Here is a 24,599-nt window from a genome sequence, read left to right on the forward strand (position 1 = left end):
AGAAAAAATATTGATAACGCTGTAATAAATATACTAATAAACCATAAGAAAAATGACGTAAAGAACTGCAACAGTAGATGAGTTAATTTCATTTTTTCAGCTCCAGTTGGTCTTTAATTTGCTCCTGAAGAATAACACCAGCTCCTTCAGAGCCAACAGAAGAACCAATGTTCCCAGAAATCTCTGGAGCTGGGTTTAGTGGTAAAGGTTTGCTAACCCCCTTACCTATATCAATCCACTCCCAGTTTTTCCAGCCAGGATTAATTACATTTTCTAATGGGCGTTGGATAATTTTTCCTACGCCATATCCAATCCCCGAACCAGCCCCATTGATTAGTGCACCCGACAGCGGATCTTTATTGTCAATCCAGTTACCCAGCGCACCACCTGCCGCATTCCAGCCCACAGTTCCCACTAGGCCATTACCCATGCTGAACACATTCACCCAGCCTGCAATGGCTGCGTTTGCCGGATCTACAGTACCATCAGCCAGATAACTGATACCAGCATTCGCACTTGCTCCCAGTCCCCACATTGCCTGAGCGCTACCGGGGAGTAGTGCCACTGTACCTGTTGCCAGAGCCAGCCCTACAGCATCCCGCTCATTCATTGCTTTCTGGCAGGCGGCACCGGAAGGGTTATCAGCACATGTCGCCATGTCGATACCATGCTGGCGTATCCACGCAGCCTGAGTATCTTCACTACCGCCAAGTAAATTATTCTCAACTGTCGTCTTACCTGACTGTGCGCCGGCTACCGCTGAAGCCTCCGAGTCTCCCACCAGACCACCGGCCAGACCGGCAGCAACCGTTGCCAGTGTTGAGACCGTCTGTTTCTCTGTCTCGCTCAGTTCACTCACCGGCTTACCGTACATCTGTGTGGCTATTATCCCAACCACTTCACCGGTGGCTGCACCTGCGGCACCGGCAAGGGCGTTATTACCCTGTGCCACCGCCAGTGCAGCATTCACCACGGCATGAGCAGCCACATTTGCAGCCTTATTCACCTCCCCGTAACCGGGTCTGTGGTCATGGTTTTCACCACTTCAGCCAGATACGGCGCTGCACCACCTGCCAGGGCTGCACTCAGATTACCGCCGGCCAGTCCCTGTACCGCTGCCGTTGCGGCCTGTATCGCCTGCTGGTATTTGCCTCCCGTTCCAAAACCTGAGGCCGCCATACCGTTATTGTAGGCCCGCTGTGCCACATCCTGTTCCGTAAACGGTTTTCCTGCTGCTTCAAGTTCTGCGCGGGCCTGATTCAGTGCTGCCGGGTCCCGCTTCGCTTTCTCACCGGCTATCTGTCCTTCCGTTCTGGCAATATCTGCCACCTGGTTACCAATCTCACCAATGAGTTGCGCCTGCTGCAATCGCTGCTGCTCTTTTTCCCTGTCAAAGATGGGGGACAGCGTCTGATTTGCATGTGCTGCGTCACGGTTCAGGTCTGCCACATCCTGTTTCTGGCTCTGCGTATCCCGGATGGTGATGTTCCCGGCAGACACTGCCGACTGCGTGGTACTGTCCGCATGGCCTTCATGATTTGCACCGACCAGCAGATTGTTTGCCATGTTCCCCAGGAAATTTCCGGCAACACTGCCACCGGTACTGAGCCCTGCACTCTGATGTTCCGTTTTAAAGTCGGCCCGGTTTTCAATGTCACTGAAGCTCAGTGTGCCGGTATCCAGCCGGTTTTTATCTGCCGTTGCCGTGGACGCAATCACCGCACCGTTCAGTTGCGTATGCTGTCCGGTAGTGACATCAAACCCGCCCCTGCCGGCAAAAATCCCCGTCTGCTCCTGTACACTGTCGTAGTTACTGTGCATTTTATCCCGGCTGAGGTTCACACTCGCCGAACCGCTCATGGACCCGAAAGTGAAGCTGCCTCCGGCGCTGGCATTCTGCTGTTTACTGTCATAACGGTCACTGTCCTGCTCACTGGTCAGTGTCAGATGGCGACCGGCATCCACTTTCACCGTTTCACCGCCAGCCTGCGCGCCGGTAAGCGTGGTGTCCCGCCCGCTGATAATGGTCAGCTGTTTTCCCGCATCCACCGTGGTTTCTGTATGGGTGGTACCGTTGCCTTTTTCACTGCCCTTACCCTGGTTTGCGCTGGCTGAAACACTGATACCAGGCCCTCCGGAGCCCACACCAACACCGACACCCACGCTGCCACCACTGGATGTGTTCTTTCCTTCCAGCTTTGACGTGTTTTCTGCTGATACCAGATTCACGTCACGGTTTGCCTGCAGCAGAACGTTGTTCCCGGCCTTTATCTGACCGCCCTGTATCGTCAGGTCACCATCCACGCCCTTCACGCCGGAGCCGGTGGCCTGAATACTGAGATTATTACCTGCGGTCAGTGTACTGCCCTTCGCCACCGTCTGCTCTGACTGCTGTTCTGATTTCGAAGACTGACTGCCGTAAGAGAGGCTGATACCCACGGTGTTATTCTTTCTGGCATTGGCTCCCTGTGCTTCTGCCAGTCGTCCGGCCTGCACGGCCTGAGCCCCCGAGAGCGCGGCCTTCACCCCCTGCAGGGCTTCAAGCCGGCTGTTTCCGGCAGATTTCGCCGCCTGTACGGTCTCCACCGTCGTATTCAGGGCGCTGCCCGCTGTGCCGGACAGGGCAAGCGTCAGACCGGAGGTTTTCTGCTCCACCGTATGTGTCTGTACATGCTGGTCTGTGGCGGCGGTAATGCTGACCTCCTTACCGCTGAGTGCCATGTCCCTGCCGGCAATCAGGTCAGAGCCGTTGACGGTCAACCGGTTACCTGCCTGAAGGGAAACATCACCGTGAACACTCCCCACCGTGCTGCCTTTCTGTGTGGTGTCTGTTGCGGCGTCCGTGACTTTCAGACTCTGGCTGCCCATGCTGAATCCCACACCTCCGGAGCTCATCAGCCCGGATTTTTTCTCCTGTTTCAGGTGTGTATCACGGTTGCTTTCTGTCAACGTTCCTATACTCAGGTTATTTCCGGCAGCCAGGGAGACACGGTTATCCCCGACCACACTGCTGCCCGTGACGTTCAGATTATGTCCGGCGCCGATACTGACCGTATCCCCGTTCAGTTCACTGCCCGTCATGGTCCGGCGGTCAGTGACATCATGCGTGGTTGTGGTGGTTTTCGATAACATCCCGCTGCTGCCGGTCACTTTATGGTATTCATCCAGCGAGCGGGTATTCTGTGCGCCGGTCAGCGTCACGTCATGACCCGCCATCAGGGCCAGGCCTTTCTGAGCTGACAGCGATGCCGCCTGTGACGTCATATCCCGTCCGGCGGTCAGCGTGACATCACCGTTACCGGCAAGCGTGCTGCCCGTACTCTGTGTGACGCCCTGCGACAGACGATTATTTTTATCCCAGGTAATATGGTCCTGCGCGGATGTGGTCACTGTGGAAAGCGTCATATCCCTGCCCGCACTGAGTTGCGTCAGGCTGTCCTTACCCTGATTCACCACCGTTGCTGCCGTCAGATTCATATCCCGTCCGGCCTGCAGCACCAGTCTGCCCTGGTCATTCTGCACATATACGCCAGCCACACTGTCGATGCTGGTACGTTCAAAATGGTTCTGTCCGGCGTCACTCTGTGCCGTACGGGTGGTGGTGGTCAGACTGATATCCCGTCCGGCCATCGCCAGCAGGCTGTCCGTGGCCTGCAGCAGCCCGCCGGTACTGTTAATATCCGTCCGGGCCATCAGGCTGACATTTGCTCCCTGAATGGTGCCGGCCTGGTTGTGAATGTTTTCTGCACTGAGCTGCACGGTCTGCTTCCCGGCCAGTTTACCGCTGTTAAACAGGTCACCATCCAGCTTCATCACCATGTCCCTGCCGGCAATCAGCGCACCGGCACTGTTCACATCACCGGGTTTTACACGGGCATACACCTGAGGTACCTGAACCGTCTGCGTGCTGCCGTCCGGCAGCGTCACCGTGGTGTTAACCAGCCAGACAATATCACCGGTCAGTAACGCCATCTGCTCAGCAGTCAGCGCCACACCTGGTGTCAGGTTGTATTGCTTACCAAATGCAATACCCGCATCCATTAACGCCTTAAACTGCTCTTCATCATTACTGTATCCGTCCAGGTACCGTTGCCCGGTCAGAGCGACAACCTGCTCACGAATCAGACGCTGTTCGTAAAAGCCGTCACCCAGGCGTTTGAGCATGTTATCCCCGTTCTGAGAAAACGCCTTCTGCATGTAATCACTGCCCAGCCACGTCTTCTGGTTCGTAAAACGCGGGTCCGTTTCAACCAGATATGGCACATTCACTGCCGGATTTGTTTTAAACAGGCTGCTGTCCGGCAGACGGGTATCCGGCCCGGCAACATGGATACTGCCCTGAGGTGCGCTGACTTCAAACTGCTGCCCCGGCAACAGAATGACCGGTTCACCGGCTGACACCACCGGGCGAAGCGGTATCTGGTCAGTAGCGGCTACTGTCGCATCCACATTTCCGGTCAGTCCTGTCTGTACATCCGTTCCCTGTGGCTTCAGGGGAGAAAGCGTGACCTGGCTGCCCTGAACCTGTCCGTGGCTGGTGAGCTCTCCCGGCTTCAGCGTGATGGTCTGAATTACAGTGGGCGGAGTGTACTGAGAGGTTTTCTCCCCCTGCTTATCCTTTCCTTTTTTCCTGATACGGTAATAATACGTGGATGTTCCTGAGTCCGTAACATGGCGCTCTCCGCTGACACTGACGTTTTCCACATCACCGGCCTGCATATCCAGCAGGCCACCTGCAACAACCTGACTCTTATCATTAAGCAGTTTGTCTGCCACAATCGTCATGCCGGCACCGGACAGAATTTTCCCCGGGTCGGATTCTTTTACCCGGGTTTCTTCCACGGTACGGGTGTAATCATACTGCGTGAATTTATCTCTGGCGCCTTCCGGTGTATGCAGTTTTTTCAGTGAGTTACTGGAATCGTTATCCACATAAACGCCCGGTTCACCGGCGCTCCAGCGTTTATCTGAGCCGCTGAGCTGATACTCAGTCACCTTTTCCGTGGAAACCACCACGCGCTCCGTGGTGAAATGGTCATTGACGTTATTGATTTGTCCGGCACTCAGTACCAGATATCCGGCGGCTTCAATAGTGGCACTGTGATTATTCAGTACACCGGCTTTCCCCGTGGCGGCACCATTCGCATCCAGCATGCCACCAGTATGCATATCACCTGCACTGTAAATCAGGCTGTGCGTCCGGTTATTCAGGGTCTGTACCCCTAAGTCCACACGCTCACGCCCGGCCAGCGTCGCCGCCACGCCATTTTCTTCCAGATTATTAAATGTGGCAGCACTGACACCAACAGCATCGCCGTAGATTCGCCCGGTACCGGAATTCGTCAGGGTGTTCGCCTGAAGATGCGTATATTTCCCGTCAATCAGCCCACGGTTCAGCAGTGTGTCCGTCACGTTAAGCCAGGTCTGCCCGGCACTGATTTCACCTTTCTCTGTGTTTTCAAGGCGGATGCTGTTCAGGTCAAGCCGGCTGCCTGCCAGCAGGCTGCCGGTATTAGAGACATCGCCATTAACGGAAAGCGTAAGGTTTCCGTTCGCAATAGTCTGACCACTGTTGCTGAACGTTGTGTTACTTTTCAGCGTCATATCGCCCAGCGAAAGCAGTTTCCCGTCACCACCGAGCTGACCGGCATCCACAGATACTGACTGCCCGGCCTTAACCACGCCGTCACGGTTCGAAAACGTCAGCTGACGGCCACTGACAGACAATGTCGCGCCGGAAGAGAGCACGCCATCATTATTACTGAGCGTCCTGTCTGCCATAACCGTAAGCGCCCTGTCTGCCAGAATACTGCCCTCCAGGTTATCAAGGTCCTGCGTCGTGATGTGTATTGTCTGCGCTTCCAGCCCCTGGCCGGTATTCTGCGTGTGGCGATTGATAAACTGCAGGGCGTTCAGCGTAATGGCAGAACCACTGCGAATCAGACCAGAGACGTTGTCCACAACGCCCCGTACACTGTCGAACAGAATGTCGCCCACAGACTGTATCTGTCCATGGCTGTTCTGCAGGCCTCCCGTATGCAGACGGAGTTCACCTTCACTGACCAGCCGGCCACCCTCACGGTTATCCAGCGAGGTGGTGCTCAGGTCAGCTGTCGTTTTCGTCCCCACGGTCCCACCCCGGTTATCCATTGCTCCGGTACTGACAGTCAGTTCCTGCAGGCTGTTCAGCGTACCGCCTCTGTTATCCAGCGTCTGGCCTGCGGTATTAATGCTGATGCCTTTCCCCTGAATAAGACCTGACTGATTGTTCAGCGCCTGGCTGTTCCAGCCGAGCAGACCGTTTGCCACCACCTGACCGGATGTATTGTTAACCACGCCTGCAGTCAGGGACAGAGCATCTCCCGACAAAAGCACACCGGCAGTGCTGTCCAGTGTGCCGGCATTCAGCGTCATCGGCCCCTGACTGATAACACCGCCCCGGTCACCACTGTTACGGTTACTCAGTGTGTCAGCACGGAGATTCAGCGATGCACCGCTCTGTATCAGGCCGCCGGCATCGTTGATGATATCCGTCGAGGAAAGGGTCAGTGACTGCTGTGCCACCAGTCTGCCACCCTGATTATCAGAGCGGGTGACATCCAGCCTGCTGTTACCGTTGCTGACCACCGTCCCCTGCTGATTTTCCAGCACATTCAGGTGCGCATTCAGGTCTCTGCCGGCGGCAAGCGTCCCTTCCTGATTACTGACATCACCACCACTCAGCAACATATCCGTCCCGGCCTTCAGTGCGCCTTTCTGGTTCATCAGCGTACCTGACGATATCTGCAATGACGCCTTACTCCCCAGCACGCCCTGACGGTTATCGAGCGTTCCGGTGTTCAGGGTCATATCCTTCTGACCCGCCATAAATCCCTGCTGGTTATTCAGCATACCGGCCCGCACTGTCAGGGTACCGGCGCTGCTGATACCACCCCGTGTTTTCGTGTTCCGGTTACTGAGAACCCCGTTCTGTACATCCAGCGTCATGTCACTGCCGGACTGAATCAGACCATCATCAGAGACCAGTTCGCTGCCTGACACAGACAGCGTTTTCTGTGAAAGCAGTCTGCCGGACGTATTATCCAGCGCACCATCCAGCGTCACAGACAGCCCGTCAGACACCACCGTACCCTGGTGGTTATTCAGACTCCCTGCCGAAATATCCAGCCTGCCGGCGGACTCCATTCGTCCCTCAGTATTGCTGACAGCCTGCTGTGTTTTTATCCTGCCCGTTCCGGCAGCAGCTGAAATCAGTCCGTTGTCGTTATTCAGCGCCTGTGTATTAATCAGGATGTCACGGCTGGCAATCAGACTTCCCTGCTGGTTATCCACGGCGCCGGTTGTCCTCACCTGCAGACTACCTGACTGCGCCGCCTGCACTTTCCCCTTGCGATTATCAAGGCTCAGTGCATCCAGGCGCACCGCGCCATTTGCCGCAAGCAGCCCTTCCCGGTTATCCACACCTCCCGGCAGGTTCAGTGAAAAATCCCCTGTTCCCGTCTGAATCAGTTTACCCCTGTGGTTTGACAGGCTCTGTGCTGATATCTGCAGTGTGTCGGCATTTATCGTGCCGTCATTATTGCTGAACTGCCCGGCAGTCCGGGCGGAAAGCGTACCGGCACTCAGTTGCGCATTCTGTGTGGACAGATTTCCACTGGTTGCATCCAGCTCAGTATGTTGTCCCTGTATCCGGCTGTTGCTTAAATCCAGCCCCTGCCCCTTCAGTTGCATGTCCCCACCGGACAGAACCTGTCCGTGTGCCGCCAGTTCGCCGGTGGTACTGACAGTCAGGTTGCCCGCTGCCGCCAGACGTCCGTCATCTTTCACCCCGGCGGCCAGCAGACTCCGCTCACCGCCGGTCAGACGCGCTGTCTGAATCCGGGTGTTGCGACGTGATGCCACAGAGCCTGTATGGGTGAAGACACCATCACTCTGTATCTGCGTATCCTGCCCCGCATAAACAGAACCACTGTTATGCAGCTCCCGGGTTGTCGCCAGATGCACATCCGTTTTCGCACTGATACTGCCACTGTTTTCAATACGTCCGTCAGCCGTCAGGGTAACCGCCCCTGCCTGCGCACCAATATGACCGGCGTTACGAACACCCACCCCCGTTTCCGTACCGACAAGGCGAATTTTTCCGGCATACATTCCGCCAAGACTGGCCACATCCAGTGCCATCTGAGGCTGTGAAGAGACATCACCGGTCTTTTTCTCAATCTGCCCGTGCGCGATATCCACATTGTTACGTCCTGTGGTCACTTTCAGATCCTGCGCCCAGATACCCGCATTAATCTTCACAGACCGGGCAATGATATCGGTATAATCCGTGCGCGAAGCATCCATACCTTTGCCCGTAACCTGAATCTCACCACGTTCAACACTGAATCCGGTCAGACTGCCGTTTTTCATCTGCGGCTGCCCCGTGGTCAGCGTGGCCCGGTTCGCATTAATAAAACCGCACCCGTCGCAACTGATGCCGGCCGGGTTCGCAATCACCACCAGCGCCTTTTTCCCGGCAACCTCAACAAAACCGTTCAACTGGCTGGGATTGCGACTGTTCACTTCATTAAGAATGATTCTGGCCTCTCCCTTCGCCAGCCACGGGTTCCCGGCCACCATGCCACCCAGTTGAGTCTGCACATTGTTATGGGCATTATTCAGAATGACGCCCTGGTTACCGACGTCGAACTGGCCGTATGTATTATGTGAAACCCCGCCGGCAGAAGGCGTCTGAATATTCACCTGCGGAATGCCGCTGGCCGTCTGCGTAATCGTGGGTTGCTGATGCCCCGGTGCGCCATGGTCTGCGACAATGCCTGCAGCACTGACAGAATGCACCATCCCCGAAGCCAGCCACAAAGAGAATGCAAGCGGCGTGACACGGCAGATACGTTGCCTGTGTGGATATCCTGTGCGGGAGGACAGTGATGTACCGGCGCGACCGGAACGGGCAATATCTGCCACCACCATCAGCATTCCCCGGGCTTTGTTAAAAATAATGCGGTAACAATTTCTGTTCATTCTGATAAACCTGACTTATCTCTCCGGCACATCCACAGCAAGCGGGTGCTGCACACGCCACTGGCGCACCTCTTCACGACTGACCTGTGCACCCCGGAAATTCATCACCCGTAACCCGGTTTCATGTCCCCGGTGATATAACGAACGCCAGCACTGACGGGGAAAAATATCCTGCCGGACAAGACGACTCATATCCGGGGTATGTCCAAAAGGGGCAACCCAGTCACAGACCCACATCCGGTCGCCACTGTTCCAGTCCGACTGAGGCATAAGAATTGCCGGCTGCGTAAGATAACGCGCCTCTGCCTCCTGGCTGAGCCAGGCCCAGCTCATGAAGAAAACAGGTCGCCCCTGCTCTGTTGTTATCACATACTGTCGGTGCTTAATCACCGGCAGCAGCAGGTCCGGCAGGGTATGCAATGGCGCATCACGATGCAGGGGGGAGTACATCCACAGCCACACGGCCGCCCCCAGGACTTCCGCCTCATTGACCGGCTCACCGGAATACAGGGGACTCAGAACGTCATATTTCCCGTTACGCATGAAATTTTCTCAGAAATCCCGGAACAGATTAAAACCGGCTGTCACATCACTCGTCATAAAACCCGCCGGTTTTGAAAACGGACGACCGATGAAAACGTCATAATCCGTACTGAACAGTTGCCCCCTCAGCCCCACAACACCACCGGCCAGATGACGTCCCACCAGGTATTCACTGCCGGCTCCCCCCACCTCGCCGTAATCCATTCCCAGATATAACTCCTGCTCCGGCAGTGGCGTACGCCAGGCCAGGTCGTTGCGGATATACCAGCCGTTACTGGCATTCAGCGTTCGCTCCCCGTCAAAACCACGAACCGTCCAGCGGTTACCGATGGCAAACTGTTCCTGTGGAGTCAGCGGGGTATTGCTCAGCTGACGCTGATACCGGAAGGAATAACTGAAGGGCTGCTCTGCCAGTGTAAAGGGCAGATTAAAGGACGCATTCATCTGCAGGATCTTACTGAGCGCCGTTGCCTCACCGAAGATTTCCTCCGGTGCCGGCTGTGCACCAAACCAGCGGGTTCCCCGTTGCCAGCTGACACCAGCATCCAGTGTGGCCTGAGAAATATAATGACGGTGCTGCAGCCCAAGTCGCCAGGCCGCCGTCTGCCGGCGCTGTACCTGGATTTCCGTATCATTAATGTAGTTACGCGACCTGCGGGCCTGAACATCGTAAGTCAGCACCGTTTTCTGCGTCCCGTTACGGTGCAGTACCCGGCTCAGCTGCATGCCCAGATTCTGACTCTCGCCACTGTACTGGTAATCCTCAACCGCACCAGCTACCGTCTGATGGTAATCGTAATCACTGGCGGTGACGGAAAACTGCCAGTAGCCGAAAGGCACAGAGTAATGGGCCGTGTAGTTTTTACTGCCCTTACCCCCGTAATGTGGAAAATTATGGGTGGCAGAAACATACAGCAGATCACTCAGGGAAAAAGGATTATCCAGAGAAAATGTTATACCACCGAGATAACGCCCTGTGTTGCGGGTACCTGAATCATCAAGCGAAAACCCCAGTCGCCAGTATTTGTCCTGTTTGCGGGTAATAAGAATGTCACTTTCCCCTGGCTGCTCACCGGGTACAATTTCCATATCAGCCTGCACACCCGGCAGTCGTTGCATATTCTCCAGCCCCTGCTCAATGTCCCGTAAATCCAGCAGAGAGCCTTCGTGTGCCGGGAATGAGGAATACAACTGAATATAGTCATCACTGTCCGGTGTCAGACGCACATGCCGCACAACACCGGGAATAATAACCAGCCGGAGGATACCGCTTTTTAAATCCTGCGAAGGTGCCAGAACCCGGGTGGTGACATAACCATGATCGACCAGACGGTTCTGCAATGTACTCATCAGCAGATTAATTCCTTTCGCCCCCATGCAATGCCCGACCGCCCCGTTGGCGATTTTTTGTAAAGGCAACCAGTGTGGTAACGCATCAGCCCCCTCCAGTTCTGTCTGTTTAATCTGAAAACAGGGCGTTTCAACAGGAAAATTAATCTTACGGGCAAAAGAGCCAGGTGCAGAAAGGCGAACATCAGGGGCCGAAGGCGTCAGTTGTTGCTCAAGGGCTTCCTGACGTTGCTGCTGAATGATAAATGCTTCATCTCCGCTACGCCGGACATCCGCTGCCTGAAGAGATAAAGGCGATAATAAAACAGACATCAGTGTCAGTGACAGCAAGGACGGACAGCGCCGGGATAAGCTTTGTTCCTCAGCCCTCTCGTTCCTGCAACATAATTTTCCAGTCAAACGAAAAACCTTTTATTCATGCCATACCAACAATCACCAGCCTCCTGACGATACCTCTCACCATGTTTTGCGATGGCACGCTACCGCCCTTCCGGTATTTACCCGCATCAACCGGTACCAGAATGCTGAGTAACAAATCAGTTCAGAATTGACTTAATTTTGATCATTATAGAATAATGATCTGAATGACAGCAATATGACAGATTTATCGATCGTAATAACGCAAATGAACAGATCTTTATTCTGTTTTATATCGAAAAATCAGAACAACTCAAAACTTATAACCATAGTTAATGGAAAAATGCAGGAAATTATCCCATTGAATGCTTTTAATACAGTTGGTTAGCACAAGAAATGTCATTTTTTGACTTCAGTCATTGAAAATTTCGATATGCAACGATTCAGCAGTATTTAAGTGAGTTTCAGGATATGGGAAGGACATGAAAGGAGGAGCGCAATAAAATACACAGAAAGAAGGGGAAAATGCTTCGTAAAAACAGCAAATTAACAGCACACATCAGGAAGCGCCGTCTTCTGATTCAGCGATACCACATGAAATTTTAGTTAACCGTTACCGTTCTGAAATCTATGTCAGAAGATGTTCCATTACCGAAAATCAATCAGCGATACAGAGATGATCATGGTGCGCTTGTCACCGTGACCAGTGTTGAGGAAGCCCGGGTGGTTTTGATGCGGGAGGGTTATCCGCCCCCCTGCATGCGGCCAATGTACAACTTTCTGGGAAAATTCAAACCTGAGCCCCGGGAAGAAACAGAACAGACCGGAACCTCTGCAGGCAACTGCACTGCCCGATAGCAGCATAATCAGCCTTTTAATTCTCATCCCCGGAGACAAGCCCTGAAAACCACTCCGGGTGTTCACTGTATGCCGTGTTCAGCGCATCCCAGGAAACGTTCACATAAAAGCTGTCCTGCAATTTCCGGGTAACCACCTCTGCCAAGCGGTTCCGGTTATCCGCCAGTCCGGCATAACCTCTCTCTGCCAGCCACTCATTCAGTTCATGTTCCAGAGACAGATTGATAATATCGTAATCGGACCTTGCCATTCCCGTTTCCTTTGTACATTTTTTCAGGCACGGGAATAGAGTATAAAGAATGTCGCCCTACCGCAGCCAGAGCAATATTTCCGGTCGTATCAGAGATGATATGCCGGTACTTTGCGGGTTGTTCCCGTCAGGTTATCGTGCACCTCCACGGTCGTAGTCACCACCGGCATTCCGGCCTTTCTCAGCCTCAGGACATCAGCCGCAATACGCTGACTGCCAAACCAGAACAGACCGTCCAGCGCCGTCACCAGTAAGCCCACCTCCAGTGCATACTTAAGCCGTTCGCGGGGAGCTTTCACTTCCCGGGCAACCTGCTGATAGGGTGATGATGTATTTTCATTCGCAACTCCCCGGCGAATACGGTGAGACAGTCGATACCGGTATGTATCCGGCACACCGGAAAGACTGGCCTTCAGGCTGTACACGCAACCAAACCGTTTATCGTTAAACACCACATTTTTCTGACTGATGTCCCATTCTTTACGCAGTCCGTCAATCAGTTGTGGTGTCCGGGTAAGCAGTAAGCGAAAAGGCAGTTCAAAACTGGTGACATAATCCACATTCAGCAGTGCAATACGCAGTCGCTCTTCTGGCCCGGCCTCTGTCTGCCGACACTCCTCCAGGACATCCTGCCACTGCAGGCGAAGACGGGGCGATTCATTCACTTCCGTAAAACAGTATTTATTCACCAGATAGTCAATTCGCGTACACATCCTGAAAAGAATTCCGTATAAAAATCAGCTGGCGCAACTTTATCAATCGCTGATGAACAGGGAAAGCACAAATCGCCCGGTCAGATACTCCTGTCTGCTTCTGCACTGCCATTATCTTCGTTAATCGCTCACTGTTGCCACCTTATTTTCAGCATATTTCATGCTGTCATGTGTTCCCGTCACCGTACTGCATGCGTGAACGAAACAGTATTTGTTGTTCCGGTGGACATCGTCCTGCAGCGTTATCCCATATGAGTACTTAAAGCACCACTTATTCATTATAGCGATAACAAAAATCTGTTTTTTCCGTTGTTACTGTTAACGCTTCAGCGTTAACGTAAAAACAGCATCGTTATTTTCTCAAATATAACCTTCACTGACAGGTAATGGAGTGTGTGATGGCGGTTAAAATCACGCCTGAAGAGTTCAGTCTGTTAATACGGCGGCTGAGCACACAATGGCGCGTCCTGGCACCTTCTGCCGAATTTCGCGGCGGGCGTTTTGCTGATACGGATAACATTATTTATCAGCAAATCCGGGGATGGGATGACCTGGTCTGGCAGGCGAAATCCCACATGTCACCCAATACGGTTATTTCACCGATAACAGAAACGCTCTTTTATTTTAATAAAGACACAATCCAGATTGCAGAGACGGATACCACACCAGTACTGATATTTGCCCGTGCCTGTGACATCAATGCCATGTCGCGGCTGGATTATATGTATTTATCAAACGGGAATAATTCTGATTACAGTTATCAGCGACTGCGCGACCATATTCGCTTTGTTCTGATTGAGTGTCCGCAAAGTTTTGAAAACTGCTTCTGTGTCTCCATGGGGAGCAACAAAACCGATAATTACAGTGCAGCAATGCGTTTCAGTAACGACGGTGCCAGTGTTTTTATCAGGGATGCTTTTTTTGAAGAAGCCTTACAGGGAATGGGGCAGAGCACGGAATATGAGCCTGTCTTCGTTACCGAAAACCAGGAACAGGTTACCCTCCCTGAAAGTCTCGGTTATTCCCCTCAGACAGTCCGCGATACCCTTATTAATCATCCGCTCTGGGATGAATACAACAGCCGCTGTATTGGATGCGGGCGGTGCACAACCGGTTGTCCGACCTGTACCTGCTACAGCGTTTTTGATGTGGCCTATGACGAAAATCCTCAGCGCGGTGAACGCCGCCGCCAGTGGGCCAGCTGTATGGTACCTGGCTTCAGCGATATGGCCGGCGGGCACAGTTTTCGCCAGTCTGCGGGAGAACGTTTACGTTACCGTGCACTTCATAAAGTCAATGATTACAAAGCCCGCAATGGTGCTGAGCATATGTGCGTGGGCTGCGGACGCTGCGATGACCGTTGCCCTCAGTACATTAAATTCTCGCGTATTATCAATAAAATGACTGCCGCTATCCGGCAGGCACTCTCCGGGGAGGCATAACCTGTGTCTAAGTGTTCCTGTCACGATAAAGAAAAGCACAGTCTTTTGCCTGCTCCATACCGCATTATTTCCATCATCCGTCATACACCACAGGAGTGGAATTTCCGTGTGGAAGTCGATTTTCCGGCCCGCTGGGGACAGTTTGTCGAAGTTTCCCTGCCATGCGTCGGGGAGGCGCCCATTTCTGTTTCTGACTGCGGAGATGGCTGGGTAGACCTGCTTATCCGCAATGTCGGCAAAGTGACCAGCGCGCTTTTTACCCTCCGTGAAGGCGACAGGGTATGGCTTCGTGGCTGTTATGGTAACGGCTATCCTGTCGATGCCTTCCGCCACAAATCTCTGGTGGTCATTGCCGGCGGTACCGGCGTTGCGCCAGTCAAAGGGTTAATGCGCTATTTCGTCGAAAACCCGCAGGAAATCAACCAACTGGACATGATTTTCGGTTACAGAAACCGGGACTGTGTGCTGTATAAACAAGAGATGGCGAACTGGCACCGGCACCACAATCTCATTCTGACCCTGGATGAAGGCGAAGCGGATGAACGTTACCGCACCGGACGGGTCACTGAGCATCTGGCAACACTGGCATTTGAAGATATCAGCACCATGCAGGCGATTGTTGTTGGTCCTCCCGTGATGATTAAATTCACTGTACAAATGTTACTGGAAAAAGGGCTGCAGCCGGAGCAAATCTGGGTGGATTATGAACGCCGGATGGCCTGTGCAGTGGGGAAATGTGGTCACTGCCGCATGGGGGATGTCTATGTCTGCGTCGATGGCCCGGTTTTCAACTATGCCGTAGCCCGTCAGTTTGCAGACTGAGGAAAAAATGATGAGTGTGGATATTGATATCATTAAGGCCCGGGCAAACAACGAATATCGCCTTTCGAAAGTCCGTGGCGAAGCCATGATCAGCGTACGTATTCCTGGTGGCATTCTGCCTGCTCACCTGCTGACAGTGGCACGCGAGATTGCTGAAACCTGGGGTAATGGTCAGATCCATCTGACCACCCGCCAGAAACTCGCCATGCCGGGGATCCGTTACGAAGACATCGACAGGGTGAATGCCGCACTGGAGCCTTTCATTCGAGAAATTGAAATGGAGCTGTGTGATGTTCAGGTTGATGATCCGAAAGCCGGATATCTGGCGATTGGCGGGCGTAACATTGTCGCCTGCCAGGGTAACCGGATTTGCCAGAAAGCCAATACCGACACCACAGGTTTATCCCGTCGGCTGGAAAAGCTCATTTATCCCAGTGCCTATCACCTGAAAACCGTCATTGCCGGGTGTCCGAACGACTGTGCCAAAGCGTCCATGTCAGACTTTGGCATTATTGGGGTGGCCAGAATGCGTTTTACGGCAGAACGTTGCATCGGATGTGGCGCCTGTGTGAAAGCCTGTGCTCACCACGCCGTGGGATGTCTGTCATTAAAGAACGGCAAGGCCACAAAAGAAGAATCGCTCTGTATCGGATGCGGAGAATGTGTTCTGGCATGCCCCACCCTCGCCTGGCAGCGTCAGCCACAGGAGTTCTGGCAGGTTCGTCTGGGAGGACGAACCGGTAAAAAAACGCCCCGCATGGGTAAGTTATTCCTTAACTGGGTTACTGAAGATGTCATCAGACAGGTCATCACTAATCTGTTTGAGTTTGAGAAAGAAATGCTGGACGGCAAACCCGTGTATCTCCATATGGGACATCTCATTGACAGGGGAGGCTATCTGCGCTTCAAAGAGCGTGTACTGCGCAACGTACAGCTCAATCCGGAGGCGATGGTTGCCGGACGGATTTACTGGGCAGAAGATGAATCAGCCGCCCGGATTCATCTTAAACCTGGCAGCGTGAAGTAATATAAAGTCAATATTGATGATGGATTAAGTTATTTATATCCAGGGGTATATTCACTCTTTTTTGAAGAGATGTATGATGTTCTGAAAAATCTCAGAGTTTAAGGAGGTCTGAGTTTTTTTTGCTAATTATTTAAGCAGATTATATATTCATATCATTTTTATAGCTCCATCTGTGCAGCACTGGCAGGAATACATCAAACCTGCCATGCAGGTTATATATATCGCTAAAAACGATAACGACATCTCTTTTATAATCTGCTATGATAACAAAGATTTAATCTATGGATAAGAAACAAACACTTCCACAGCAATCATAAGATGACTACAGGCAGATCGATTCATTATAAAATGATGCCAGCAATTTTTATTATTTCAGGCATGACTTTAATTTGCGAATTTGTTCTTGAATACGATTACACAGGGCATTACTTTTCCATGCCAACGACCAGATGGTTGTTGTTTTCAATTTTTGAGATTATTCTTGATGTCATCCTCGCCTTTATTTTTTACATCGCACACAAATTAGAGCCAGGGAAACCTGTTATATTCACTCTTTCCATTGCATTCGGTGGTGATGCATTGTTTTTATTTGTTGGCGTAATTAATGTAATCTTATCAATACAAACATTTGAGAATAATACGGCAACTATGAAATATGCCTGCAATATGTCTTTTATCTATTTCGCAAGACACTTTGCATTTATTGTGTCAATTTATATTGCTGGCTTTAATTATGTTTCAAAAGCCAGTAAGAAGCATAAGGCTTCATTATTTTTTTTACTGGTTGTGACAACGGTATTTTTTGTTCTGACAATATGCACTTCAGTCATTCATAGTGATAAACTTGCTGAACACCATGATATTCTGTTGTCTTCACGCTCACTACTTTTCTTATCAGGATTATGGTTTTCCTTGTTTTTTATACACCTTTCTGGAAATCAGGAGAGCGAAAAACACCATGAAATCATAAGGTTTTTTATAATATCAAATATTACCTGCAACTTTCTTCTTGTCGCGACAGAAGAATCAGATACTATTATCTGGTATATAGGCAGAGGAATTGAAAATCTTTGTAAATCGGTAATTCTGGTAATTATATACACTCATGTCCGGACTGTGCTCCAGAATGTTATTGAATATTCGCAGAGAGATTCTCTGACTGGTTTTTTTCGACACACTATCTTCTCAACAAACACACCATACCTCTTGCCAGGTATCAATAAAAACAATACTTATATCACAATAATTACTTGCAGAATACATGACCTTGATTCGCTTTATATAAACGAAGGGTTTACAACCGGAGATAATGCGGTAAAAGGTATCGCAAATTATATTTATCATGTTAACACCATTTTCATCAATCACAACATTACAGATACGACACAGACAGATCAAAAGCAGTATTATTCACATAATAAAAACAATGAATATACTTTTAGATGTAGATGTTTTCTACCAGATTTCTGACTTATCAGAAATATCGCTGGAACAGGTAATGTCTGATTTAACATCTAAACACCTGTCATAACATAATTCTCATATCAGGCATCCGGTAAGCGACTGTCATTACGATCGCTGAATATACCCGGATGGATAAATCATCTGTAAGAGGGTTCTGTATTTTCAACGAATTTTCCATAACCATTTCTGAACCAGATGCTATATTTATTTAGGCAAAAATCATATACTCGGTTCTCCCGGTATACAGATTAATATCATTTCTGTAAGAGCGTTAACAAGTGTGCCTGGTGAAGAGTGTTTTTGATTTTTTCAGAAACAGAAGGGGATCGACAAAGAGATAATGGACTGGGATGTGGCATACTTAAAAGAACAACATCAGGATACGCCTGCACAAAGAATTTTCTGGTCTGTAACGCAACTGCTCCTGCCAGTATCACTATTGAAATATTTTTCAGCAACGGCATCAGTGTCTTTATAATAGCTATACCTTTATTTATGTTCTCTTTTGTTGGAGAAACATTCTCATTATGTAAAGTAAGCCATGGAATAGTGTTCCAGATGATAATGTTTTCTCTTTTTATTTTTGCCTGTTTCAGAAAACTGTTGAGATTCTGCTGTGAGGGACCTGGATTATCCTGTGATACAAAACGAGGAACCAGATTACTTCTTGCAGGAGACTGCAGTAATATTAATATCCTGGCATTAACACCGCCATCGGCAGGATCAATCCATGGCATATCTATACCCTTTGCTTTATAGTTTTTTATCCATTGGGTGAGAGGAGCAATATGTGGTAAATACAATAACTCATACCTTTGTCTGATAATATCAGGATTTTCCAGTGTAAATAAATCTTGTTTTTTCATATTATTTTTATGCCATTTCAGATAGTGCTATGAAACAAGAATATAAAAAATGCAGCATCTGAATCAACCACTGTTTTGTTATCAGGAATGCAGTTATCCTGTTCAGAAATAAGCCGGACGGCAGTCTGTCCACACTCATATCTGCCTGCCCGATGACTCAGCCTTTCCTTTCACCCGGCACAGGGATATACAGAGTGCACATCACCTTATCCTTTTCATGCCGCAGTACCATTATCTCCTGACCGGCCCGTATTACATCCACTCTTTCCGGTAATATGTTCAGATACAGATGATGGGTTCTCTCCGGGTGAGTTTCCCGTGTGGTCTCAAATTCCACTTTCAGGTATTTTCCTGCACAGTACGTGAACACCCTGCCTTTACGGGCTTCCGGATGACCGATGCCACAGACACTCCGGTAGTGGTACTGTTCGTGCTCCACCGACGAAGTATGTACCACCATCCACAACTCCTCCTGACACTTCGCCTCTGTACCAAATATCCGCTCCAGATATGCATCAATACCCGAATTATCCAGCAGGTTATCTACTGTCCCGTAAAACACCACCTCTTCACCTACCACCGCACCACCAGACAGCCATACCACCGTCGGCGGCGGTATGGTATATTTTTTGCGTTTCGAGCCTGACAGTGGAAGCAATACCCATTCTGGTTTTTCACGGTATGCCTTTGGTGTCATCCCGGTCACCCTTTTAAATTCCCGGTTAAACGACTGCTGCGAATCAAATCCCACACTCAGCGCTATATCCTGATACTGCCGCCGGGAAAAGCGAAGCAGCAGGGCAGCACGGTTCAGACGCCGGCACCGGATATACTTCCCCAGTCTCACTCCTGTCTCCGCAAGAAACAGACGCTGCAGATGCCGGCGGCTGTAACCGGAATAAGCAGCAAGTGATTCGATATCAATACGACGACCACTCTCCACTTTCGCATCCACATATTCCAGAATTTTTTCAGCCGTCATCCGGTGTATCAGTTTTATCATTTTTCTTCTGGTTTCCTTGGCCTGACCGTCCTCCCCGGTCGGTCAGGTCATCCACACCATGAGCGCCTGGTTAAAAATATGTCATGGCAGGGAAATTTACTGCAGGTGTCAGACTTATAAATCGCATTCGTCAGCTCTGCCTGAGCAGATAAAGTCACTGACGGACTCTGTAATAAACCACAGTTCAGACGCACCCAGTGAGAAAGGCGTACACCCCACCGCCCCGGACAAAAGCAAAATATCAAGGTACTCCCGGACTTCACGGGCGGTCATATTCATGGCAGAGGCGATATTCTGAATACGCAGAAATATTTCACCGTACCGGAATCGCTGATGCACCATCCAGAGCAGAATGCGCCCGCAGATATCTGCACCGGTATTTTTCTGTTTCCACATGACATTGCAGACCTTCAACAATAAATAATGACATCCCATTTTTACGCTACTGAGTATAAATTCGTTCAATAAAGTAAACTTCAATCTTGTACATAACAATAAACTCTCTCATTAAACGGATGATTTTTTCATAACAATCAGGTTACGAACACATATTTATGTCAACTCCGGAAGCCATGAGTATACACTCGCTCTCCCCCAATTAACTCAGACCAAACGCAATGTAAAACAAAAACAATACGAACAATATTATTTAATTTACCAGCACCTGTAACACGCCACTTCCTTCAAAATATTCAGCCACCGGTTTAGTAATATCATTCAGGTGATAAGTGGATTTAATAGATAGCGTCTTGCTGTTATCGATAGTCATTGTTTCATCATGTTTACCATTATCAAATGTCAGCTCACACATTCCACCACTCCCACACTGTGTATAGTTATCCGTTCTACCTGATACTTTTTTCGAACCAATAAGTTTTAGCGATAACGATGTTCCTGAGTTGCAGGTAACATTGAGATTGTAAGGTGTTGTCTGGTTGCCATCAGCATCCCGCCCAGCCAGTGAACCATGGGATAAATTTATTGGCGATGTGTTGAAATTGCATTTTGACGTAATAACAACAGGTATACCAATGTAAGATGGCGATTCATTCTGCATAATTATACCAAAACTACGCCATGCTATAGCATCATCGTATCCACTTCCTTTATTTTCTTCATATGCCCACCAATATGGTACACGAATAGTATATTTACCAGGAAAAGCAGTACTCCGCTGAAGTTCGATATTCACACGAAATACCGGAATAGGTACGTCTGGATTAAATCCCACAATCTCTCCTAACTGCCAACAACCAGACATTCCTTGTTCCTTGTAAATATTTGTACTCACCATAGTATTAACACCTGGCACTGGTGTTGATAACGCTACATCCCAATTACTGACATCATTAAATCGATATACTAACCCTTCAGAGGTCTTCTGCCATCCAGTCTTATATTGCAGCCAATATCTATAGTTTCCTTTTTGCAGTGCACCCCAATATCCATTACAGGATGTGGCTAACACTTTCCAAGTGTTAATCTGTGGAAATGTGATAGATACTTGTGATACAGCTCTATCATCTATAGTCACTGAGGTTGCATTTGATACAGAAGATGGAGAGGCTGGAGCCCATAAAAAATTCTGATAATTGCTACCTGCAGAAAACACTCCATTAGAAATCAGAAATAAAAATAAAAAATACTTTATTTTAAAATAACTCATAGAACACTCCATGGCATACTGCTTTTATTTAGCCAACTCCTTTAATACGTCACTGGCTATATCGGCACACAATTTATTTGATCTGAATCGGTACAATGCATCAACTGCACTCTGAGTATAATTTCCGACATCACTTCTTACTCCGTTATAAAGCGATGCGCCTGAGACCAGTCTGTCAAATTCCGCTTTACGTTTGTTATATACCGCCGAATCTATTTTCTTCAGCGCCTCCAGTTCCCGCCGACAGCGTTCCATTTTTTCAACATCATCCAGACGATCTCCTGAACTACTCACTGGTTTTATTCCTGTCGTCTGGTGTAAAGGTTTGCCTGGTCTGCTTTCGCATCCACCAAGCAATATACCAGTAAGCAGAACCAGGAACACTGGTTTAATGTATTCTTTCATTTTGAATATTATCCGCATCGTCACACACGTAGAAAGGGAGTAAATCCATAATCATTCGACTACAATGCCTTAACTGATTAAGTTTATGAGAAAAATACCCTGGACTGATACCATAGATACAGAATATCTCTTTCCGGTTTTTTCCGTTAACAAGAAAATCCTCCAGTGCAGCATTAATTTTCCTCCCTCTTATTTTAAACAGCAGCATCAACTGTTCAAAATGTTCCGGCATAACCTTTCCGGGACATAAATATTTCGCAGCATGAACTGATTCAGGGTTTAGCGCGCTATACCGCATATATTTCATATTTCTCCACCTTATTACAGAATTTTTCTGTTACAGGTAACTGATACTCATTGTGACCGAAGCACTGAAGGTTCCGGCATTCAAATCTGTATTGCCATGTTTATAAGGCACTGCCGTGAACGTAAACTGACTGTTCTGAACATTGACGGCTGAAAGGCCTTTTGTGATTTCATATCCATATTGTCCCTGTGCTCCGGCACCCAGCCTGAGCGGATTCTGAGGATCCACCCCCCCACCCTGATATAATGCAATTCCCAGTGCCGAAGGATTAGCACCCGTGGTTTTCAGCACATTATCGGGTGCACCGGAAAGCTGACCGGTTCCCCCGGACAGACGGATATATGGTTTTCCCTGGAAATACTCACAACTGACTTCCACGGTTGTGGGTTGTGCATAATTCCGTCCATCCACTTTCTGAAGCGCAATCTTTCCGAAAGAGACTTTAAAGTCAGTATCATTTTTTATTTTACAGGGGGGGATATAAACGGTTCCGGTTATTTTTATGGGGACATCCACTGCCATGGCCGGTGCCGATAACAACATAACTCCGCCCGTCAGTGCTGATAATATCAGCCTCATTCTGTTTTTCATTTTTTCACTCCTTCTGTCCGGCCTGCTTTGTCATTCTTTCCGGCCAGAGATAACGCTTTTTTCCCGGCGCTTTCACCGGACGCGGGTTCTGCAACAGGCTTCACTTCTTCAACCCTGAGCGTGTAAACCATGGTTGCTCCCGGGGGAACTTTTGGTGGATATCCCTCATCACCGTAAGCCAGCTCCGGAGGGACAACAAGCTCCATTGTTCCGTGATTCTTCATCAACATCAGTGCTTCGCGGAACACCGGCGGATATTCACCCAGGACCTGAGATATCACCCGACCTCTTGCATCCATATCTTCAACAACCGTGCCATTCGTCAGTTTTTCTGTCACCACAACATCCACCAGGGTGTCATCACCACGGATAAACTCACCATCGCCGGCATACTCACTCCGGTACCAGAATCCCCCTTCCGCCTGTTTCACGCCTTTCTGTTTTCTGAACTTCTCAAGCCAGGCTGCCCCCACCTTCTTCTGTTCGCGAATCACAGCCAGACGGGCTTCCTGTGCCAGCTCTTCCGCCCGCTGCAGAGCGACATCCAGAACAGATTCATTCAGCAGAACTTTCCTGTTCAGCGCATCGCGTATTCCTGCCATCAGAATTCGGTTATCTGTTTTCAGACCAAGTTGTTGTTGTGCAACCTGGAGATTCAGCATATCGCGTCCCAGCATCACACCGGCGGCATAAGTCTGCTGCATATCGTCAGGTTTCAGCATTTCTGCTGTCACTACCGGCATATCCGCCATTTCAGCTTTCAGGGTATTCAGCGTGGCCTGCAGCTCAGTCTTTTCTTTTCCGGCCTGTTCAGCAGCAGCCTTACTTTCCGTTTCCATACGGGACAGTTGCTGTTTCAGCTCAATAACCTGCGCATTCAGCGTTTCCTGAGCCTGCTCTCCCTTTCTGGTGATGGTCTCAAGCTGTTTCCTGCTTTCATCAAGTTCCGCTTTCAGGGAAGCCACCACCTTGTCTTTTTCTGCATTATCCTGTGCAGTGTCAGGCAGCACTTTCAGTCGTTCACGCAGTCCCCGGTTTTCCTTTTTAAGCTGTCGAACCTCCTGTTCCCTCAGCGTCAGCCGGCGTCGCAGTTCGGTAGTGCTGCCCGCCCCTGCTTCACCTTTTCCGACAGACCTGGCGACACTGTCCGTTTTTCCACCTGAACCTCCCTCTTTTATGGCAGAGGCTTCCTGCTGCTGATACTGCTGTGCAAACTTCAGTATGCCCGGAACACCTCCTGAATTGTCTCCGGCTCCGGCACAGCCACCCCACAATAACAGTGCAACACCTCCCGTCGTTTGCAGTATCCGGCGGAATATTTTCAGTCTGTCATTCATAGAACAACTCAAAATTTGCTGTGGATGCATAACTGCCCGGTGTCACGCTTTTCTGCGCCAGCGCCTCAGGTGTGGCCTGCACGTAAGCTTTAAAATTAAACTGCAGCGTATCCCGGTCAACGGGGGTACCCTGCCCATGGTTATGATAAGCCTCACCCAGCTTCATCAGGGTTGTCCCGTCCGTATCCAGGATACCAATGGCCAGCTTTCCTGCATTAACACCCGTAACCTTCAGAAAGTATTCAGACTGCTCCCTCATGGCACTTTCCTTATCCCCGCTGAATCTGAGCTTCACCGTTTTCCATATCGTAGCGGTGTTACACTGAACCAGCCGGATACTGAAATTCTCAGCCGGTCCCCGTCCCGGCGCGTACTGAAAATCCTTTACCGGTCGCTCAAGAAACTGGACGGTCTGATTCAGACTGGCGGGGTCAATCTGACAGGGACGGTCAAGTAACTCCCCGTCAAACGTGACAGTCACCGCACCGACAGACAGCGTCAGCAACAGAGGCAGACAGCCCGCCAGTCGGGTAATCCCCGTTCCGGAAATAATGCCTTTCATTCTGCTTTCCTC

20 protein-coding genes and 3 pseudogenes are annotated in these 24,599 nt (G+C 50.0%); 5 read left to right on the forward strand and 18 right to left on the reverse strand.

Translation table 11 applies throughout. From position 1 onward, the window contains the following. Positions 1-88: 88 nt before the first annotated feature. The 7 genes and pseudogenes from FEM44_RS25955 to FEM44_RS25405 all read right to left on the reverse strand — a co-directional run. Positions 89-1,006 (reverse strand): VENN motif pre-toxin domain-containing protein, encoded by a 918-nt coding sequence (locus FEM44_RS25955; protein ID WP_441316610.1) that lies wholly within the window; start codon positions 1,004-1,006, stop codon positions 89-91. Next, on the reverse strand, positions 1,003-7,185 hold the full coding sequence (locus FEM44_RS04780) for a hemagglutinin repeat-containing protein (protein WP_441316612.1): 6,183 nt from the start codon (positions 7,183-7,185) through the stop codon (positions 1,003-1,005). The genes FEM44_RS25955 and FEM44_RS04780 overlap by 4 nt, the downstream gene beginning before the upstream one ends. Before the next feature lie 165 nt (positions 7,186-7,350). Beyond that, positions 7,351-7,716: pseudogene (locus tag FEM44_RS25960) on the reverse strand (hypothetical protein); the annotation flags it as partial. 123 nt (positions 7,717-7,839) lie between these two features. After that, positions 7,840-9,024 (reverse strand): annotated as a pseudogene (locus FEM44_RS25965) (two-partner secretion domain-containing protein); the annotation flags it as partial. A 15-nt stretch (positions 9,025-9,039) separates the two neighbouring features. Further along, positions 9,040-9,567: a toxin-activating lysine-acyltransferase gene (locus tag FEM44_RS04785; protein ID WP_135521035.1), complete on the reverse strand. Its 528-nt coding sequence runs from the start codon at positions 9,565-9,567 to the stop codon at positions 9,040-9,042. 9 nt (positions 9,568-9,576) lie between these two features. After that, the gene (locus FEM44_RS04790; RefSeq protein WP_240726772.1) at positions 9,577-10,656 is read right to left on the reverse strand and encodes a ShlB/FhaC/HecB family hemolysin secretion/activation protein; all 1,080 of its coding nucleotides are present in this window, start codon (positions 10,654-10,656) and stop codon (positions 9,577-9,579) included. Beyond that, positions 10,639-11,229: pseudogene (locus FEM44_RS25405) on the reverse strand (POTRA domain-containing protein); the annotation flags it as partial. The gene FEM44_RS04790 and the pseudogene FEM44_RS25405, both read right to left, overlap by 18 nt. Before the next feature lie 675 nt (positions 11,230-11,904). On the opposite strand from FEM44_RS25405, the gene FEM44_RS04795 reads away from it, so the two are divergent. Further along, positions 11,905-12,132, forward strand: a complete 228-nt coding sequence (locus tag FEM44_RS04795; protein ID WP_135521033.1) for a DUF4222 domain-containing protein — start codon at positions 11,905-11,907, stop codon at positions 12,130-12,132. Positions 12,133-12,148: 16 nt separating this feature from the next. Here FEM44_RS04795 and FEM44_RS04800 read toward each other — a convergent pair whose 3' ends face one another. Together FEM44_RS04800 and FEM44_RS04805 are read right to left on the reverse strand one after the other, a co-directional pair. Further along, positions 12,149-12,382, reverse strand: coding sequence for a hypothetical protein (locus tag FEM44_RS04800; RefSeq protein WP_135521050.1), 234 nt, complete (start codon positions 12,380-12,382; stop codon positions 12,149-12,151). 89 nt (positions 12,383-12,471) lie between these two features. Then, a complete protein-coding gene (locus FEM44_RS04805) occupies positions 12,472-13,095 on the reverse strand; it encodes a DNA-binding protein (protein WP_135524162.1) in 624 nt (207 codons plus the stop codon). A 398-nt stretch (positions 13,096-13,493) separates the two neighbouring features. Between FEM44_RS04805 and asrA the strand changes: the two genes are divergently transcribed. The 4 genes from asrA to FEM44_RS04830 all read left to right on the forward strand — a co-directional run bounded on the left by asrA (position 13,494) and on the right by FEM44_RS04830 (position 17,856). After that, on the forward strand, positions 13,494-14,537 hold the full coding sequence (gene asrA / locus FEM44_RS04810) for an anaerobic sulfite reductase subunit AsrA (protein WP_135524161.1): 1,044 nt from the start codon (positions 13,494-13,496) through the stop codon (positions 14,535-14,537). Between the two features lie 3 nt (positions 14,538-14,540). Then, positions 14,541-15,359: an anaerobic sulfite reductase subunit AsrB gene (asrB, locus tag FEM44_RS04815; RefSeq protein ID WP_135524160.1), complete on the forward strand. Its 819-nt coding sequence runs from the start codon at positions 14,541-14,543 to the stop codon at positions 15,357-15,359. A 10-nt stretch (positions 15,360-15,369) separates the two neighbouring features. After that, positions 15,370-16,386 (forward strand): sulfite reductase subunit C, encoded by a 1,017-nt coding sequence (asrC, locus tag FEM44_RS04820; protein ID WP_138159241.1) that lies wholly within the window; start codon positions 15,370-15,372, stop codon positions 16,384-16,386. 318 nt (positions 16,387-16,704) lie between these two features. Next, positions 16,705-17,856, forward strand: coding sequence for an MASE4 domain-containing protein (locus FEM44_RS04830; RefSeq protein ID WP_135524159.1), 1,152 nt, complete (start codon positions 16,705-16,707; stop codon positions 17,854-17,856). A 248-nt stretch (positions 17,857-18,104) separates the two neighbouring features. Here FEM44_RS04830 and FEM44_RS04835 read toward each other — a convergent pair whose 3' ends face one another. From FEM44_RS04835 to FEM44_RS04875, 9 genes are all read right to left on the reverse strand, one after another. Continuing rightward, a complete protein-coding gene (locus tag FEM44_RS04835; protein ID WP_135524158.1) occupies positions 18,105-18,716 on the reverse strand; it encodes a uracil-DNA glycosylase in 612 nt (203 codons plus the stop codon). Between the two features lie 157 nt (positions 18,717-18,873). After that, positions 18,874-19,719 (reverse strand): helix-turn-helix transcriptional regulator, encoded by an 846-nt coding sequence (locus FEM44_RS04840; protein ID WP_135524157.1) that lies wholly within the window; start codon positions 19,717-19,719, stop codon positions 18,874-18,876. A 114-nt stretch (positions 19,720-19,833) separates the two neighbouring features. Continuing rightward, positions 19,834-20,115 carry a FaeA/PapI family transcriptional regulator gene (locus FEM44_RS04845; protein WP_135524156.1) on the reverse strand — a complete coding sequence of 94 codons (282 nt, stop codon included), beginning with the start codon at positions 20,113-20,115 and terminating at the stop codon, positions 19,834-19,836. Positions 20,116-20,368: 253 nt separating this feature from the next. Then, positions 20,369-21,385, reverse strand: a complete 1,017-nt coding sequence (locus tag FEM44_RS04850; protein WP_138158878.1) for a PixG protein — start codon at positions 21,383-21,385, stop codon at positions 20,369-20,371. Positions 21,386-21,409: 24 nt separating this feature from the next. Next, complete coding sequence (locus tag FEM44_RS04855) at positions 21,410-21,790, reverse strand: hypothetical protein (protein ID WP_135524220.1); 381 nt, start codon at positions 21,788-21,790, stop codon at positions 21,410-21,412. After that, positions 21,774-22,097: a PapB/FocB family fimbrial expression transcriptional regulator gene (locus FEM44_RS04860; protein WP_339379014.1), complete on the reverse strand. Its 324-nt coding sequence runs from the start codon at positions 22,095-22,097 to the stop codon at positions 21,774-21,776. The genes FEM44_RS04855 and FEM44_RS04860 overlap by 17 nt, the downstream gene beginning before the upstream one ends. 30 nt (positions 22,098-22,127) lie before the next feature. After that, positions 22,128-22,688, reverse strand: a complete 561-nt coding sequence (locus FEM44_RS04865) for a fimbrial protein (protein WP_138158880.1) — start codon at positions 22,686-22,688, stop codon at positions 22,128-22,130. Beyond that, a complete protein-coding gene (locus FEM44_RS04870) occupies positions 22,685-24,025 on the reverse strand; it encodes an FKBP-type peptidyl-prolyl cis-trans isomerase (protein ID WP_135523621.1) in 1,341 nt (446 codons plus the stop codon). Before FEM44_RS04870 ends, FEM44_RS04865 begins: the two co-directional genes overlap by 4 nt. Next, entirely contained in the window at positions 24,018-24,587 is a 570-nt protein-coding gene (locus FEM44_RS04875) for a fimbrial protein (RefSeq protein ID WP_135523620.1), read from the reverse strand. The genes FEM44_RS04870 and FEM44_RS04875 overlap by 8 nt, the downstream gene beginning before the upstream one ends. Positions 24,588-24,599 lie beyond the last annotated feature (12 nt).

It is taken from the genome of Escherichia sp. E4742 (assembly GCF_005843885.1).
Taxonomy (GTDB): Bacteria; Pseudomonadota; Gammaproteobacteria; order Enterobacterales; family Enterobacteriaceae; genus Escherichia.

Excerpts from the sequence above, each read along its gene's own strand:
- FEM44_RS04780 (WP_441316612.1), bottom strand. The coding sequence starts at position 7,185 with ATGGAGTCCGCCGGCAGGCTGGATATTTCGGCAGGGAGTCTGAATAAC.
- FEM44_RS04785 (WP_135521035.1), bottom strand. The coding sequence starts at position 9,567 with ATGCGTAACGGGAAATATGACGTTCTGAGTCCCCTGTATTCCGGTGAG.
- FEM44_RS04790 (WP_240726772.1), bottom strand. The coding sequence starts at position 10,656 with ATGGAAATTGTACCCGGTGAGCAGCCAGGGGAAAGTGACATTCTTATT.
- FEM44_RS04795 (WP_135521033.1), top strand. The coding sequence starts at position 11,905 with ATGTCAGAAGATGTTCCATTACCGAAAATCAATCAGCGATACAGAGAT.
- FEM44_RS04800 (WP_135521050.1), bottom strand. The coding sequence starts at position 12,382 with ATGGCAAGGTCCGATTACGATATTATCAATCTGTCTCTGGAACATGAA.
- FEM44_RS04805 (WP_135524162.1), bottom strand. The coding sequence starts at position 13,095 with ATGTGTACGCGAATTGACTATCTGGTGAATAAATACTGTTTTACGGAA.
- asrA (WP_135524161.1), top strand. The coding sequence starts at position 13,494 with ATGGCGGTTAAAATCACGCCTGAAGAGTTCAGTCTGTTAATACGGCGG.
- asrC (WP_138159241.1), top strand. The coding sequence starts at position 15,370 with ATGAGTGTGGATATTGATATCATTAAGGCCCGGGCAAACAACGAATAT.
- FEM44_RS04830 (WP_135524159.1), top strand. The coding sequence starts at position 16,705 with ATGACTACAGGCAGATCGATTCATTATAAAATGATGCCAGCAATTTTT.
- FEM44_RS04835 (WP_135524158.1), bottom strand. The coding sequence starts at position 18,716 with ATGAAAAAACAAGATTTATTTACACTGGAAAATCCTGATATTATCAGA.
- FEM44_RS04840 (WP_135524157.1), bottom strand. The coding sequence starts at position 19,719 with ATGATAAAACTGATACACCGGATGACGGCTGAAAAAATTCTGGAATAT.
- FEM44_RS04845 (WP_135524156.1), bottom strand. The coding sequence starts at position 20,115 with ATGTGGAAACAGAAAAATACCGGTGCAGATATCTGCGGGCGCATTCTG.
- FEM44_RS04850 (WP_138158878.1), bottom strand. The coding sequence starts at position 21,385 with ATGAGTTATTTTAAAATAAAGTATTTTTTATTTTTATTTCTGATTTCT.
- FEM44_RS04855 (WP_135524220.1), bottom strand. The coding sequence starts at position 21,790 with ATGAAAGAATACATTAAACCAGTGTTCCTGGTTCTGCTTACTGGTATA.
- FEM44_RS04860 (WP_339379014.1), bottom strand. The coding sequence starts at position 22,097 with ATGAAATATATGCGGTATAGCGCGCTAAACCCTGAATCAGTTCATGCT.
- FEM44_RS04865 (WP_138158880.1), bottom strand. The coding sequence starts at position 22,688 with ATGAAAAACAGAATGAGGCTGATATTATCAGCACTGACGGGCGGAGTT.
- FEM44_RS04870 (WP_135523621.1), bottom strand. The coding sequence starts at position 24,025 with ATGAATGACAGACTGAAAATATTCCGCCGGATACTGCAAACGACGGGA.
- FEM44_RS04875 (WP_135523620.1), bottom strand. The coding sequence starts at position 24,587 with ATGAAAGGCATTATTTCCGGAACGGGGATTACCCGACTGGCGGGCTGT.